General features: G+C 33.9%; 13 protein-coding genes. 7 read left to right on the top strand and 6 right to left on the bottom strand.

What is annotated here, in order from left to right; genetic code table 11:
* Positions 1-75: 75 nt before the first annotated feature.
* The 3 genes from E0I26_RS03915 to E0I26_RS03905 form a co-directional block, all read right to left on the bottom strand.
* Positions 76-576: an ORF6N domain-containing protein gene (locus tag E0I26_RS03915; protein WP_131915197.1), complete on the bottom strand. Its 501-nt coding sequence runs from the start codon at positions 574-576 to the stop codon at positions 76-78.
* A gap of 115 nt (positions 577-691) precedes the next feature.
* Positions 692-1,651, bottom strand: a complete 960-nt coding sequence (locus E0I26_RS03910; RefSeq protein ID WP_131915196.1) for a glycosyltransferase family 2 protein — start codon at positions 1,649-1,651, stop codon at positions 692-694.
* Positions 1,652-1,657: 6 nt separating this feature from the next.
* Positions 1,658-2,188, bottom strand: coding sequence for a DUF4199 domain-containing protein (locus E0I26_RS03905; protein ID WP_131915195.1), 531 nt, complete (start codon positions 2,186-2,188; stop codon positions 1,658-1,660).
* A 240-nt stretch (positions 2,189-2,428) separates the two neighbouring features.
* On the opposite strand from E0I26_RS03905, the gene E0I26_RS03900 reads away from it, so the two are divergent.
* Together E0I26_RS03900 and E0I26_RS03895 are read left to right on the top strand one after the other, a co-directional pair.
* Positions 2,429-2,680 (top strand): type B 50S ribosomal protein L31, encoded by a 252-nt coding sequence (locus tag E0I26_RS03900; RefSeq protein ID WP_039109118.1) that lies wholly within the window; start codon positions 2,429-2,431, stop codon positions 2,678-2,680.
* Positions 2,681-2,856: 176 nt separating this feature from the next.
* Positions 2,857-4,032, top strand: coding sequence for a GlmU family protein (locus E0I26_RS03895; RefSeq protein WP_131915194.1), 1,176 nt, complete (start codon positions 2,857-2,859; stop codon positions 4,030-4,032).
* Positions 4,033-4,109: 77 nt separating this feature from the next.
* Here E0I26_RS03895 and E0I26_RS03890 read toward each other — a convergent pair whose 3' ends face one another.
* Entirely contained in the window at positions 4,110-4,643 is a 534-nt protein-coding gene (locus tag E0I26_RS03890) for a murein L,D-transpeptidase catalytic domain family protein (RefSeq protein ID WP_131915193.1), read from the bottom strand.
* Positions 4,644-5,216: 573 nt separating this feature from the next.
* On the opposite strand from E0I26_RS03890, the gene E0I26_RS03885 reads away from it, so the two are divergent.
* Positions 5,217-6,851, top strand: a complete 1,635-nt coding sequence (locus E0I26_RS03885) for an ABC-F family ATP-binding cassette domain-containing protein (RefSeq protein WP_131915192.1) — start codon at positions 5,217-5,219, stop codon at positions 6,849-6,851.
* Between the two features lie 81 nt (positions 6,852-6,932).
* Here the strand turns inward: E0I26_RS03885 and E0I26_RS03880 are convergent, their stop codons facing one another.
* Positions 6,933-7,880, bottom strand: a complete 948-nt coding sequence (locus tag E0I26_RS03880; RefSeq protein ID WP_131915191.1) for a TerC family protein — start codon at positions 7,878-7,880, stop codon at positions 6,933-6,935.
* Positions 7,881-8,174: 294 nt separating this feature from the next.
* On the opposite strand from E0I26_RS03880, the gene E0I26_RS03875 reads away from it, so the two are divergent.
* Complete coding sequence (locus E0I26_RS03875; protein ID WP_131915190.1) at positions 8,175-10,364, top strand: glutamine synthetase III family protein; 2,190 nt, start codon at positions 8,175-8,177, stop codon at positions 10,362-10,364.
* Between the two features lie 183 nt (positions 10,365-10,547).
* Positions 10,548-11,321, top strand: a complete 774-nt coding sequence (locus E0I26_RS03870) for an OmpA family protein (protein WP_165929400.1) — start codon at positions 10,548-10,550, stop codon at positions 11,319-11,321.
* Positions 11,322-11,510: 189 nt separating this feature from the next.
* Here E0I26_RS03870 and E0I26_RS03865 read toward each other — a convergent pair whose 3' ends face one another.
* Positions 11,511-11,792 (bottom strand): DUF4242 domain-containing protein, encoded by a 282-nt coding sequence (locus E0I26_RS03865; RefSeq protein WP_131915188.1) that lies wholly within the window; start codon positions 11,790-11,792, stop codon positions 11,511-11,513.
* A gap of 386 nt (positions 11,793-12,178) precedes the next feature.
* Here E0I26_RS03865 and E0I26_RS03860 point away from each other — a divergent pair, with 386 nt between their 5' ends.
* Together E0I26_RS03860 and E0I26_RS03855 are read left to right on the top strand one after the other, a co-directional pair.
* Positions 12,179-13,357 carry an AIR synthase related protein gene (locus E0I26_RS03860; protein WP_131915187.1) on the top strand — a complete coding sequence of 393 codons (1,179 nt, stop codon included), beginning with the start codon at positions 12,179-12,181 and terminating at the stop codon, positions 13,355-13,357.
* An 18-nt stretch (positions 13,358-13,375) separates the two neighbouring features.
* Positions 13,376-13,735: a hypothetical protein gene (locus tag E0I26_RS03855; protein ID WP_131915186.1), complete on the top strand. Its 360-nt coding sequence runs from the start codon at positions 13,376-13,378 to the stop codon at positions 13,733-13,735.
* The last annotated feature ends 189 nt before the right edge of the window (positions 13,736-13,924 follow it).

Below are 13,924 nucleotides of genomic sequence, written 5' to 3'. Positions count from 1 at the left end.
TCTTCTTCTTTTTTTAAAGAAAAAAAAGAAAAAGGATGCCGCTACTATCAGGGCTAGTCACGTTTACATTGAAAATCAGTTTTTATACCCAATTTTGTTTCTTTCGTCGTTATTTTTGCTACTACTCTCTTTGTCTACCAAATAATTTAGGGCTTTGTAAATATCAGGAAATTGCTTTTCGATTTCTATGATTCTATCTTTCAGTTCACTATATGTTAATGTAAATTGTCTAATGGTTACAAATGCTCGAATAATTGAAATGTTCACTTCAATTGCCTTTTCACTATTCAGTACACTAGAGAGCATTGCGATTCCTTGTTCTGTAAAGGCGAAAGGAAGATACTTTAAATGTTGCCCTCTTCCATTCTTTAAGGTCGCAAATTGCGTCCTTAAAGAATCATACTCAATTTTAGAAAGTTCAAACATAAAATCTTCTGGAAAACGATTAGGATTTCTTCTGACAGCTTCTTTTAATCGTTTGTTTTCAACGTTATATAATAAAGCTAAGTCAAAATCTAGGATAACTTTATAGCCTCTTATCTCAAAAATTTTATTTTGTATAACTTCCAGTTCCATAGTTTTTAATGTTTGAGGACGAAAATTGCGTCCTCAAGTTATATTTTTTCTATGAGGTCACAATTTGTGAGCTCATACTATACTGGTATCACATTTTGTGATACCAGTATAGAAATTATAAAAAATTAACCTCACTCGAAACTTTATAACGTTCTTCATTGTTTTTTGTTCGCAAAATGATTTCGCCCAGAAATCCCGCCAAAAACAATTGCGTTCCCAAAACCATTGTGGTAAGTGCAATATAAAACCAAGGATTGTTAGTCACTAAGGTATAACGCATGTCATTATACATGTGATATAATTTTGAAATACCAATATATCCGGCAAGCATAAAACCAATAATAAACATTAACGATCCCATGGCTCCAAACAAGTGCATCGGTCGTTTTCCAAATCTCGAGAGAAACCAAATGGTAATCAAATCCAGAAAACCATTGATGAAACGCTCCATTCCAAATTTAGTTTCGCCATATTTTCGGGCTTGATGCTGCACTACTTTTTCACCGATTTTTCCAAAACCGGCATTTTTTGCCAAAACCGGAATGTATCGGTGCATTTCACCTGAAACTTCAATGTTTTTTACAACAACGTTTTTGTACGCTTTCAGTCCACAATTAAAATCATTGAGTTCTACTCCCGATGTTTTTCTCGCAGCCCAATTGAATAATTTAGACGGTAAGTTTTTAGCAACTACGGAATCGTAGCGTTTCTTTTTCCATCCGGAAACCAAATCATATTTCCCATTGGTAATCATATCGTACAATCCCGGAATTTCTTCGGGGCTGTCTTGCAAATCAGCATCCATAGTGATAATGACATCGCCTTTTGCTTTTGCAAAACCAGCATGTAGCGCCTGTGATTTTCCAAAATTTTTCATGAAACGAACCCCTTTTACATGTGGGTTTTCATTTGCAAATCCTTCGATAATAGTCCAGGAATTATCCGTACTTCCATCATCCAGAAAAATGATTTCGTAAGAGTAATTATGGGATTGCATCACTTTAATGATCCAATTGTAGAGTTCATTAAGCGATTCCTCTTCATTAAGAAGCGGTATGAGTATAGATAAATTCATTAATTTTTATTCTTGTGTAGTTTTGCTTTTGAAAAATGCAGCCAAAATTAATCCTAATATAGAGTAACCAACAAGGCTAAAAACTAATGCTTTCAGTTGTTCTAAAGTCGAAAAAGGATTGTTTTCTTTCATTTTTGCTAATGCTTCGTTTATGGCAGATGCTGGTGTTCCAAATTTTTGTAATGTTTCAGCCATATACTTTACAAGTAAATCGTTTACAGTGTCTTTTGCACTAGGATCAATTACGTTAAATAATAAAACGCTTAATAATGTTGAAATTAAAAGAGCGATTACAACGGTAATGAAAAAAGCAGTAAATGCATCTTTAAAGGAGAAAAATCCATTAATGTCTTTTTTTGTTTTTGTAAGCAATAAAATACCAATTACTAAATAAATAACAAATGTCAAGCCTCCAATCCAGCCAGAAACAAACAATTTTAAATCAATTGCGTACATTGTAGCCGTAATTAAAGCTAAAATAACACCTAAAGTAATTCCGTAAGTAACCCCGTTCTTTTTAATAATTTCATTTATCATTGTTGTTGTTTTTAAATTAATCCACAAATATAACAATTCCCAATATATTCGTAGCTAAAAATCGTTTTTTACGATTATATAAAAAAAGTGATGCAAAGATTTGTTTATTGGAAAATAATTGTAAATTTGCAAACTCAAAATAATATTGTAAAACAAAAAGTTATAAGGAGTTTATACCTTTTCTGTTAGAAGAAAAGCTTCAAGACAAATTATAATTAACAAATAAAAAAGATTAACAAGATGAAAAAAGGAATTCACCCAGAAAATTACAGATTAGTTGCATTTAAAGACATGTCAAATGACGAAGTTTTTATCACTAAATCTACTGCAGATACAAGAGAAACATTAACAGTTGATGGAGTTGAATATCCAGTTGTAAAAATGGAGATCTCTAGAACTTCTCACCCTTTTTACACAGGTAAATCTAAACTTATTGATACTGCAGGACGTATCGACAAATTTAAAACTAAATACGCTAAACACGTTAAATAATTTTAACTTGTTATCAAATACAATCAAGCCTTCCTTTTTGGGAGGCTTTTTTTATGGAGTTTATTGAATTGATTTATCGGATTAAGAAAGGCGGCTTTCAAGTAAACAGATAAAATATTTGTAACTTTGCCTTGATAACCAAATCACATTTTAACAATTTACAATTCAATTTATTTATGAACTATATTCTTTTTGACGGTCCCGCTCGAAATGCATTATTGCCCTTTACTTTCACACGTCCTGTTGCTGATATTCTTATCGGAATCATGACTATTCGCCAAAAATGGGAAATGCGTCTGGGTTCTACTACAACTACATTGACAGAGGAATATTTGTCAGAGAAATTCCCAATGGTAGAATTAGAAGAAAATGTAATGATAAACGCTTCCTTTCTTCCTAATGATGTTTTAGCAGAGATGGTTAGTAATCTGGAGCCAAACCAAGCTATTTTTAAAGGGGATGAAGTCATTGCTTTTTATACTAATGAAGAGCAGGAAGAAGTTGATTTTGATTCCTATGAAATTATTGAATATCATGATGATTGCTTGACAGTTGAGCATACTTGGGATATTTTTTCTAAAAATGATGCTGCGATACGAGAGGATTTCGAATATTTAACTGAAGACAGAAAATCACAACCCATCCCGAAAAGTGTCAATGTCATTGCGCCGGAGAACATATTTATAGAAGAAGGGGCAAAGTTAGAGTTTGTAACTTTAAATGCTTCTTTAGGCCCCATATATATAGGTAAAGATTCTGAAATTATGGAAGGTTCCGTAATCAGAGGGCCTTTTGCCTTGTGCGAAAATGCGCAAGTAAAAATGGCGGCCAAAGTATATGGCGCTACAACAGTTGGACCCTATTCCAGAATTGGTGGTGAGGTAAAAAATACAGTGCTTTTTGCGTATTCGAATAAAGGGCATGATGGATTTCTTGGAGATTCTGTTCTTGGCGAATGGTGTAATATTGGAGCTGACAGCAACAATTCTAATCTAAAGAATAATTACGAAGAAGTGAAATTGTGGAGTTATGAAACGGAAGGTTTTGCTAAAACGGGACTTCAGTTTTGCGGATTGATGATGGGAGATCACAGCAAATGCGGAATTAACACGATGTTCAATACAGGAACGGTAATAGGAGTGAGCGCTAATATCTTTGGTAGTGGGTTTCCTCGCAACTTTGTGCCTAGTTTTTCTTGGGGTGGCGCTTCCGGTTTTACCACTTATGTGACCAAAAAAGCTTTTGAAACGGCTCGATTAGTAATGAGTCGTAGAAACGTGGATTTTGACGAAAGAGAAGCAGCTATTCTAGAGCATGTTTTTGAGGAATCAAAAAAGTGGAGAAAAGAATAATTTCTACTTTATATACAATGTAAAAAGCCTCTTGATTGAGGCTTTTTTTAGTTTAAGTTCCGCTAAGTAAACGTTTTTTATTGATAAGCGTAAATAAGGGAGCCGTTTTTTATCAAGTCAATCAGGGGATTGGCATTATTGTCCGGAACAGAAAAACATCCCCAACTGAATTTACTAAACATTTTTTTTGACGAATGGACCACGATATTTCTTTTTAAAGCATTCGAATTTTTATCATTTTCTAAACCATCTAATCTCAAAGAATATCCCCACATGCCTTGATAGGTCTGCAACGTAAGATAGCATCCTAATGAAGTGGCTTTGCTTCCTTCAATATTGCTAAATGAACTGGGAGTCAATCCGGTTCCTGAGCCGGAACCATGGTCAACATTACTGGTCAGAAGTATTTTGTTATTTTTTAAATCAATAACATAAAGCCTTGCTTCGTTGATTGATTTTGAAAAATCAATTAGCGTAATAATATTTTTATTTTTGGCTTTAGATCCCCATTTTGTTTGTACTTCGCAAGCTTTCTGTACAATTTCTTCATTGCTCTGAGCTACAATAAAATTAAAAGCGCATAAGAGAATAATTGTTAATGTTTTTTTCATGAACTAGTTTTTAAATTTTCATTCAACCTAGAAAAATTAGGTTTTTCGTTTACGCATCGATTTTGTTTTCTACACTATTCTCCTGTTTTTACATTGTTTAAACATGGATTACTGTTTTCATCATGATTTAGGGATTTGTTGTTTTTAAGATTTTTCTTTTGTTTCAAATACAAGATTTTTTTAGTTAGTAAATATCTAAATATCAGATACAAAACTATAAAAAAATATTATTATTGTGCTCCGTTTAATTTTTATATTTTTTATATTCAAAATTTAAATTGTTATAAACAGGGCAAACGCATGAGTAAATACGGTTAAAGATTTGACACAAATTCCACAAATTAGCACAAATTAATCTGTGTAAATTTGTGGAATTTGTGTCAAAAAAAGTTGAATTAAATCTATTGGCTCTATAATTCTCATCAAATAGACAATTTTTAAAACTCATGCGTTTGCCCTGTTGTTATAAATTATTCAATTGTCCAATTCCTGAATTAATCTATCTTTGCACTTTCAAAAAACACTTGCTGAGAAGTCTAAAAATCTAAGCAGTCTAAAAATCTAAAAATCTAAATGATTACAGTTAACGATATCTCTGTGCAATTTGGTGGCACGACACTTTTTAGTGATGTTTCTTTTGCTATAAATGAAAATGATAAAATTGCCCTAATGGGTAAAAATGGAGCAGGAAAATCGACGCTGCTTAAAATTATAGCGGGTCAAAGCAAGCCTTCAACCGGGAGTATTTCGGCGCCAAAAGATGCTGTTGTGGCCTATTTGCCTCAGCATTTATTGACTACAGATGGTGCGACGGTGATGGAAGAAACTTCGAAAGCTTTTGGAGAAGTTTTTGCAATGAAAGCGGAGATCGATGAAATTAATGAACAATTGACCATTCGTACCGATTATGAAAGTGATGCCTACATGAAATTAATCGAAAGAGTTTCGGACTTAAGCGAGAAATTTTATGCTATCGAAGAAATAAATTATGAAGCCGAAGTAGAGAAAATTCTAATCGGTTTGGGATTTGTCCGTGAAGACTTTAGTCGTCAAACTTCAGAGTTTTCTGGAGGATGGAGAATGCGAATTGAACTGGCAAAAATCCTTTTGCAAAAACCAGACCTAATTTTACTGGATGAGCCTACCAACCACATGGATATTGAAAGTATTCAATGGTTAGAGGATTTCTTGATTAATTCAGCCAAAGCAGTTGTGGTAATTTCTCACGATAGAGCTTTTGTAGATAATATTACGAATCGTACCATCGAAGTTACAATGGGGCGTATTTATGATTATAAAGCCAAGTATTCTCATTATCTGGAACTTAGAAAAGACAGGCGCGTGCATCAGCAAAAAGCGTATGATGAGCAACAACGAATGATTGCTGATAATAGAACTTTTATCGATCGTTTTAAAGGGACGTTTTCTAAAACAGATGCCGTTCAATCCCGTGTTAAGATGTTAGAGAAGCTTGTAATTGTTCAGGTTGACGAGGTGGACACTTCGGCTTTGAAGCTAAAATTTCCGCCTGCTGCCCGTTCCGGACAATATCCGGTAATTGTAAAGGATTTGTCAAAATCGTATGGCGATCACGTGGTTTTTTCGAATGCAAATATGGTTATTGAAAGAGGAGAAAAAGTAGCTTTCGTAGGGAAAAATGGGGAAGGAAAATCGACGATGATTAAAGCCATTATGAAAGAAATCGAAATAAATGGTGGAAGTTTAGAAATAGGTCATAACGCACAAATTGGTTATTTTGCTCAAAATCAAGCTTCTTTATTAGATGAAAATGCTACTATTTTTGAAACGATTGATGATATTGCCGTGGGTGATGTTCGAACTAAAATTAAAGATATTCTTGGCGCTTTTATGTTTCAGGGTGATGATGTGACCAAAAAAGTGAAAGTGCTTTCTGGTGGTGAGAAAACCCGTTTGGCAATGATAAAATTATTGTTGGAACCAGTGAATTTATTGATTCTGGATGAGCCTTCGAATCACTTGGACATGAAAACCAAAGACATTATCAAAGATGCGTTGCGTGATTTTGACGGAACATTAATTTTGGTTTCTCACGACAGGGATTTCTTGGATGGATTGGCGACTAAAGTTTTCGAGTTTGGAAACAAAAGAGTAGTAGAGCATTTTGAAGATATTGCCGGTTTCTTGGCTCACAAGAAAATGGATAGTATGCGTGAGATAGAAAAATAGTGTTCAGTTAGAACATTTTATAGCATAAAAAAAGGAAATCCCACGATTTCCTTTTTTTTATGTGTTCTGTTTTCGGAATTATTATACAAACTCTTTGCTGCTCTTTCTTAGAGATGCAACAATTCCTGCTATAAGTGAAACTGCTATAAAAGCCAGTGACACCCATTCTGGGAATTTAATATAATCATGAAGCAGCATTTTAATACCTACGAAACTCAAAATAGCAATAAGACTGTATTCCAAATGAGCAAATTTGTCAAGCATATGGGCGAGAAAGAAATACATAGAACGCAATCCTAAAATAGCAAAGATATTCGAACTAAAAACTAAAAAAGGATCACTTGTTATGGCTAAAATTGCAGGAACACTGTCTATAGCAAATACGACATCCATTACTTCGATAACTATAAGTGCTACAAAAAGAGGTGTAGCAGCTGTAATATGTCTTCTTTTTACAAAGAAATGTTCTCCGTCGATGTGATTGGAGATAGGAATAACTTTTTTAAGAGCCTTATAGATGAATGATTTTTTAGGTTCAAATTTTTCATCTTCACCACTAAATAACATTTTCATGGCAGTATATATTAGAAAGCCTCCAAAAATATAGGTCATCCATGAAAACTTGTTAATAAGCAAAACACCAAAATAGATCATTAAACCTCTAAAAACGATGGCACCTAATATTCCCCAAAATAATACTCGATGCTGATATTTTTGTGGGATTTTAAAGGCAGAGAAAATAATAGCTATGACAAAAATATTATCTATACTAAGGGATAATTCTATTAAATAGCCTGTGATGAATTTTATTGACGCATCTGCAGGTTTCAAAGTATCTGGATTTTCAATGTAATTCGTGGTGTAAAGCCAGTAGATTACTCCAGAAAACATAAAAGATAACGCAACCCATATTGCGGTCCACTTACCAGCTTCTTTTGAACTTATAATATGTGGTGTTTTGTTGAAAACACCTAAATCAAGAGCAAGAAAAAGCATTACTGCTGCTAAGAAAGAAATCCAGACAATCATAAATGAAATATTTAAAGTTGCACAAAGATACTTTTTGGTTTTTTAACTTCCATAAATATTTTAATCTAAAGTTCTTTTACATCGTAATGCTGTTTTAATTTTTTTGATGAAAACAGCAGTTAAAAAAAATAGGGTCGCTAAAATTATTATGTTGTTATTATTAGGCGTCTTTTTTAAGAATTTGATAAATTTAAAGAATTGCCCATAAAAAATAGAGGTAAAATTTCATAAAAGTAATAATTGAATTATATTTGCATCGAAATATTAGGGGTTTAATCTATAAAATAATTTTTTATGTCAACATTACGTTTTCAAGCTTTGAGAGAAGCATCAAACAGAAAGCCTGTTCAATTTGAAGAAACCGATAGAAAATCAACTATTTTTGGTTCGAATGTGTTTAATGATAAAGCAATGAAGCAATATTTGACTTCAGATGCTTTTAAAGGAGTGCAAGGTGCTGTTCAGCATGGAACTAAAATAGACAGAAAATTAGCTGATTATATTGCCATGGGTATGAAAGAGTGGGCTCTGTCAAAAGGAGTAACTCATTACACACACTGGTTTCAACCACTTACAGGAACTACTGCTGAAAAGCATGACGCTTTCTTTGAAACCTCTTATGATGGTAGCGATCCGGTAGAAAAATTTGGTGGTGCTCAATTAGTACAACAAGAACCAGATGCCTCTAGTTTTCCAAATGGTGGAATTAGAAATACATTTGAAGCAAGAGGATATACCGCTTGGGATCCAACATCTCCAGCATTTATTTTTGGAACTACTTTATGTATTCCAACCGTTTTTATTTCTTACACCGGAGAAGCTTTAGATTATAAAACACCTTTGTTGAGAGCTTTGACTGTTATGGACGACGCTGCAACCGAAGTGTGTAAATATTTTGATAAAAATGTCAAAAAAGTTACGGCAACCTTAGGATGGGAGCAAGAATATTTCCTAATCGACAGATCATTGGCAGATTCTCGTCCTGACCTTATGATGACAGGAAGAACTTTGCTTGGACATACCTCTGCAAAAGGCCAACAATTAGATGACCATTATTTTGGTTCTATTCCAACTCGTGCTTTAACGTACATGAGAGATTTGGAGCAAGAATGTATGTTGTTAGGAATTCCGGTTAAAACACGTCATAATGAAGTAGCTCCAAATCAATTTGAGTTGGCTCCTATTTTTGAAGAAACAAACTTGGCTGTTGATCATAACTGTTTGTTGATGGATGTGATGCAAAAAGTGGCGGAACGTCATGATTTGAAAGTGTTATTCCATGAAAAACCGTTCAAAGGAGTAAATGGTTCAGGGAAACACAACAACTGGTCATTGGCTACTGATACTGGAGTTAACTTGTTAAGTCCAAGTAAAACGCCTATGAGTAACTTGCAATTTTTGACTTTCTTTATCAACACGATCAAAGCTGTAAATGATAATGAAGCATTGTTGAGAGGGGCTATTGCTTCTGCCAGTAATGATCACAGGTTAGGTGCAAATGAAGCGCCACCAGCAATTATCTCTGTGTTTATTGGAGAGCAATTGACAAAAGTTTTGGCTGAATTAGAAGGCGTAACTGCCGGTAAATTATCACCGGAAGAAAAAACAGATTTAAAATTAAATGTAGTAGGTAAAATTCCAGATGTACTTTTGGACAATACGGACAGAAACAGAACGTCTCCATTTGCCTTTACAGGAAATAAATTTGAGTTCAGAGCCGTGGGTTCTACTGCAAACTGTTCTAATGCAATGACTACTTTGAATGCCATTGTAGCAAAACAATTGAGAGATTTCAAAAAAGAAGTTGATGGCTTGATTGAATCTAAAGACATGAAGAAAGATGATGCGATCTTCAATGTATTGAGAGAATATATCAAAGTTTCTAAAAATATCCTTTTCGAAGGAGACGGTTACAGCGATGCTTGGGAAATCGAAGCAGAAAAAAGAGGTTTAAGCAACTTCAAAACAACGCCACAAGCATTAAAAGCGAGAGCTTCAAAACAAGCTTTAGATTTGTTTTCTGAATTGGGTATCATGAACCACATTGAAGTGGAAGCGCGTTACGAAATTGAATTGGAAGAGTACACTAAGAAAATACAAATTGAAGGTAGAGTTTTAGGTGATATTTCTAAAAATCACGTAATTCCTACTGCTATTCGTTACCAAAATACTTTAATTGAAAATGTTAAAGGTTTGAAAGATATTTTTGGAGCTGAATTTGAATCGATTGCCAAAGAGCAAATCATCTTAATCAGAGAAATTTCTGGTCATATCGAAGGAATCAATTCTAAAGTTGAAGCGATGACAAACGAAAGAAAGAAAGCAAATATTTTGACTGATGCCCAAGAAATGGCTGAAGCATATTGCGATTCAGTAAAACCATATTTTGAAGTAATCCGTGAGCACTGTGATAAATTGGAACTTTTGGTTGACAATGAACTTTGGACATTGACTAAATACAGAGAATTGTTGTTTACAAAATAAAAGATTTTTTTTAAATTTCACCCGATGCACTTTTATAGTGAATCGGGTGTTTTTTTATACGATTTTTTTTATTTGTGCGTTATTTCAGGGTAAAATATAACTTTTTATACTATGAGAATAAAGATCCTTCTGGTTTTGTTGTTTTTTAAAACGATGACTTTATTCGCTCAAGATAAACTGGTTTTGTTTTTTAATTTTAATCAAGATATAATTAATGAAAAATCACAACATGATTTTTGTAAATGGTTAGAACATTCAAAAGGCAAAGAAATTTTAAAGATTCAAGGGTATTGTGATAGTATAGATTCCAATTCTTATAACAAGGAATTGTCTTTTAGAAGAGCTAATAATGTACTCGCACTTTTAGAATTTAATAAAGTTCATCTGAGCGAAAAACTTGAATTATATGGTTTGGGAGAAGATTTTAAACAATTAAAAAATCAAAGCGATAATCGAAAAGTTTTAATTTATTATCAAGATAAGCTATCCATTAAGAAAAAACCGGATAACGGGAATTTAGCTTTTGAAAATACGCAAGGCAAGGAAGTTCCGGTTAATGAAACGAAAAATAATGTTTCTCTAATTGAAAAAGTCAATACTGCTAAAGTAGGAGATTTAATAAAGCTTGAAAATTTGAATTTTCATTTTAATTCAGAAAAAATAATTACAGAATCAGAGCCAATTCTTTCGGATCTTCTTCAGGTTCTGAAAATGAATCCTCAATTAAAAATTTATATTTACGGGCATATTTGTTGTAACAACAACCCAAATGACGTAAAACTTTCCTACAGGAGATCAAAATTTGTATTTGATTATTTAATAAGAAACGGAATTGCCACTTCAAGATTAGGTCATAGAGGGTTTGGGAGTACTAGGCCCATATATGCGTTGCCCGAAAAAAATGAAGCAGAACGAATTGCTAACAGAAGAGTCGAAATTCTTGTCGTGAAAAAATAGTGCAATACTGTAAAACTATATTTCGAAATCATCACAAACCACTGTGATAGGCTAGAGTTGCTGGCAGATAATGACTATGTCCAGAGAGTTGTTATTTGTAAAATAATAACAAACGTTTTTTTATAGAAAATGCTTTTCCGTTTTGGAAAGGCATTTCTTTTGAAGTTAAATACATTTAATTATAGTTTGCTAAACTGTTTCTTCTGCGGTTGTCGGGTCAATGATTGTTGATACTCGATTGATGGAATTTGCAGGAAACCCACCTAGTTTTGCATGTTCACGAATCATTTCCTCATTGGGTGCGATATAAGTACAATAGATTTTGTCAGCGGTTACCTGGCTGTTAATCCACTGGATTTGGGGTCCCATTTTACCCAACACTCCACAAGAAGTTTGGGAAATAGCTTTCAATTGTTCGGCGTTTAATTTACCGGCACCGGGAATCTCTCTTTCAATTACATATTTAGGCATGATATTGTTGTTTTAATTTCCTACTCATAAGGCTTTTCGGCAAGGCCCCGTTTTTTATAGTGGTCGCTGGTTTCCACTTTTCTAAGTTTAATTCATGGTTTAAAATTTGTTAAACTTTTAAAGGTGATTTATTGATAAACTTCAATTAAAATCTATATGAATTTAGGATAATACCGATTAAGATAAACGGTATTTGGATATTTATTTTTATATATAATGGTCTAATATATAAAACATTACAACAAATTTAATAAAATAAAACTACACTTTGTAGACGGATTGTAGATTTAACGAAACACTTGAAAACCCCATAGGCAAAACCCAAAAAAATAATTATCTTTGCCGCACAACTACCTGCCATAAAGCAGGCTTCACAACTATACTACATGAGTTCAGATACTTCAAAAAGATATGCGCTTCGCGGTGTTTCGGCATCCAAAGAAGATGTTCATAATGCGATAAAAAATATTGATAAAGGATTGTTTCCACAAGCTTTCTGCAAAATTGTCCCTGATTATCTAACTCAAGACGAAGAATATTGTCTTATCATGCATGCTGATGGAGCAGGAACTAAATCCTCTTTGGCTTACATGTATTGGAAAGAAACAGGAGATATTTCCGTTTGGAAAGGCATTGCTCAAGATGCTTTAATCATGAATATAGACGATTTATTGTGTGTAGGAGTAACTGATAATATCTTGCTTTCCTCTACCATTGGAAGAAATAAAAATCTAATCCCGGCCGAAGTAATTTCAGCAATTATCAACGGAACTGAAGAGTTAATTAAAGAACTGGATTCTTTTGGCGTGACTATCCATTCAACAGGTGGTGAAACGGCAGATGTGGGCGATATTGTTCGAACTATAATTGTAGATTCAACAGTAACAGCTCGTATGAAACGCAGCAAAGTAATTGATAATGCTAATATTCAAGCCGGTGACGTAATTGTGGGATTGGCTTCTTTTGGTCAGGCTACTTACGAGAAAAGTTATAATGGCGGGATGGGAAGCAACGGATTAACATCTGCACGTCATGATGTTTTCGGGAAATATTTGGCAACCAAATATCCAGAGAGTTTTGATGCTGCGGTTCCTGAAGAATTAATCTATTCCGGACAAGTACAATTGACGGATGCAGTTGAAAATTCACCAATCGATGCCGGACAATTAGTGCTTTCGCCAACCAGAACGTATGCGCCAATCATCAAGAAAATTTTAGACCAATATTCTTCTAATGAAATTCACGGAATGGTGCATTGCAGTGGAGGAGCGCAAACTAAAATTTTACATTTTGTAGAAAACCTGCACATTATAAAAGACAATTTATTTCCGGTTCCGCCATTGTTCCAGTTAATTCAAGAACAATCTAAAACAGATTGGAAAGAAATGTACCAAGTATTCAATTGCGGTCACCGTATGGAAATTTACGTTCCTGAAGCAGTTGCCCAAGATATTATTGCGATTTCAAAATCATTTAATGTTGATGCACAAATCGTGGGTAGAGTAGCGGCAGCCGATACCAAAAAACTGACTATTACCAGCGAATACGGAACTTTCGAATATTAAAAAGTAAAACAAAATACTATGTACGAATTGCTTTTTTGGAAATATCTAGAGGGAATTTATCTCAACCATCACGAAGTTTATGAAGCTATTACAGAAGAACAAGCTGAAATTGAAGGTCTAGAGGAACTCCCCGTTCAAGTTATCTTGAATAGAATCGCTTCCGTATTCTCAAAATGGGAAAAAGTAGACGATAGCAGTTGGAAAAACAACACTGGTGTGGGTGCTTTTCACATCAGAACGACTCCCCAAAGCATAAAAATTGATTGTTATGGTACTGAAGGAAAGACAATGGATACTTTAGTGAATATAATGGAAGAATTCAAATGTCCGCTGTATGATCCGCAAGTTCCGGAGCGATATGACGAAATGAGTGAATAGTGTTTTTAGGAGCTAATCCAGCGCTCCGTTTCAATCCTCCCTTAAAAAAAAATATTTTTCTAAATCCTGAAAGGAGCTTCCGTTGGTCGCTCTTTCAGGACAAGAAAAATTATTTTTTTACAGTCCGGGATTTTCACTTCGATCTGGGCTAATACAATCAGTGATGTATAACCCGGAATATTAAATCAG

Source organism: Flavobacterium rhamnosiphilum, assembly GCF_004349195.1.
Classification (GTDB): Bacteria; Bacteroidota; Bacteroidia; order Flavobacteriales; family Flavobacteriaceae; genus Flavobacterium; species Flavobacterium rhamnosiphilum.
Note: the sequence above shows the minus strand (reverse complement) of the source record. Positions and strands in the feature narration are given on the sequence as shown.

Excerpts from the sequence above, each read along its gene's own strand:
- E0I26_RS03915 (WP_131915197.1), bottom strand. The coding sequence starts at position 576 with ATGGAACTGGAAGTTATACAAAATAAAATTTTTGAGATAAGAGGCTAT.
- E0I26_RS03910 (WP_131915196.1), bottom strand. The coding sequence starts at position 1,651 with ATGAATTTATCTATACTCATACCGCTTCTTAATGAAGAGGAATCGCTT.
- E0I26_RS03905 (WP_131915195.1), bottom strand. The coding sequence starts at position 2,188 with ATGATAAATGAAATTATTAAAAAGAACGGGGTTACTTACGGAATTACT.
- E0I26_RS03900 (WP_039109118.1), top strand. The coding sequence starts at position 2,429 with ATGAAAAAAGGAATTCACCCAGAAAATTACAGATTAGTTGCATTTAAA.
- E0I26_RS03895 (WP_131915194.1), top strand. The coding sequence starts at position 2,857 with ATGAACTATATTCTTTTTGACGGTCCCGCTCGAAATGCATTATTGCCC.
- E0I26_RS03890 (WP_131915193.1), bottom strand. The coding sequence starts at position 4,643 with ATGAAAAAAACATTAACAATTATTCTCTTATGCGCTTTTAATTTTATT.
- E0I26_RS03885 (WP_131915192.1), top strand. The coding sequence starts at position 5,217 with ATGATTACAGTTAACGATATCTCTGTGCAATTTGGTGGCACGACACTT.
- E0I26_RS03880 (WP_131915191.1), bottom strand. The coding sequence starts at position 7,880 with ATGATTGTCTGGATTTCTTTCTTAGCAGCAGTAATGCTTTTTCTTGCT.
- E0I26_RS03875 (WP_131915190.1), top strand. The coding sequence starts at position 8,175 with ATGTCAACATTACGTTTTCAAGCTTTGAGAGAAGCATCAAACAGAAAG.
- E0I26_RS03865 (WP_131915188.1), bottom strand. The coding sequence starts at position 11,792 with ATGCCTAAATATGTAATTGAAAGAGAGATTCCCGGTGCCGGTAAATTA.
- E0I26_RS03860 (WP_131915187.1), top strand. The coding sequence starts at position 12,179 with ATGAGTTCAGATACTTCAAAAAGATATGCGCTTCGCGGTGTTTCGGCA.
- E0I26_RS03855 (WP_131915186.1), top strand. The coding sequence starts at position 13,376 with ATGTACGAATTGCTTTTTTGGAAATATCTAGAGGGAATTTATCTCAAC.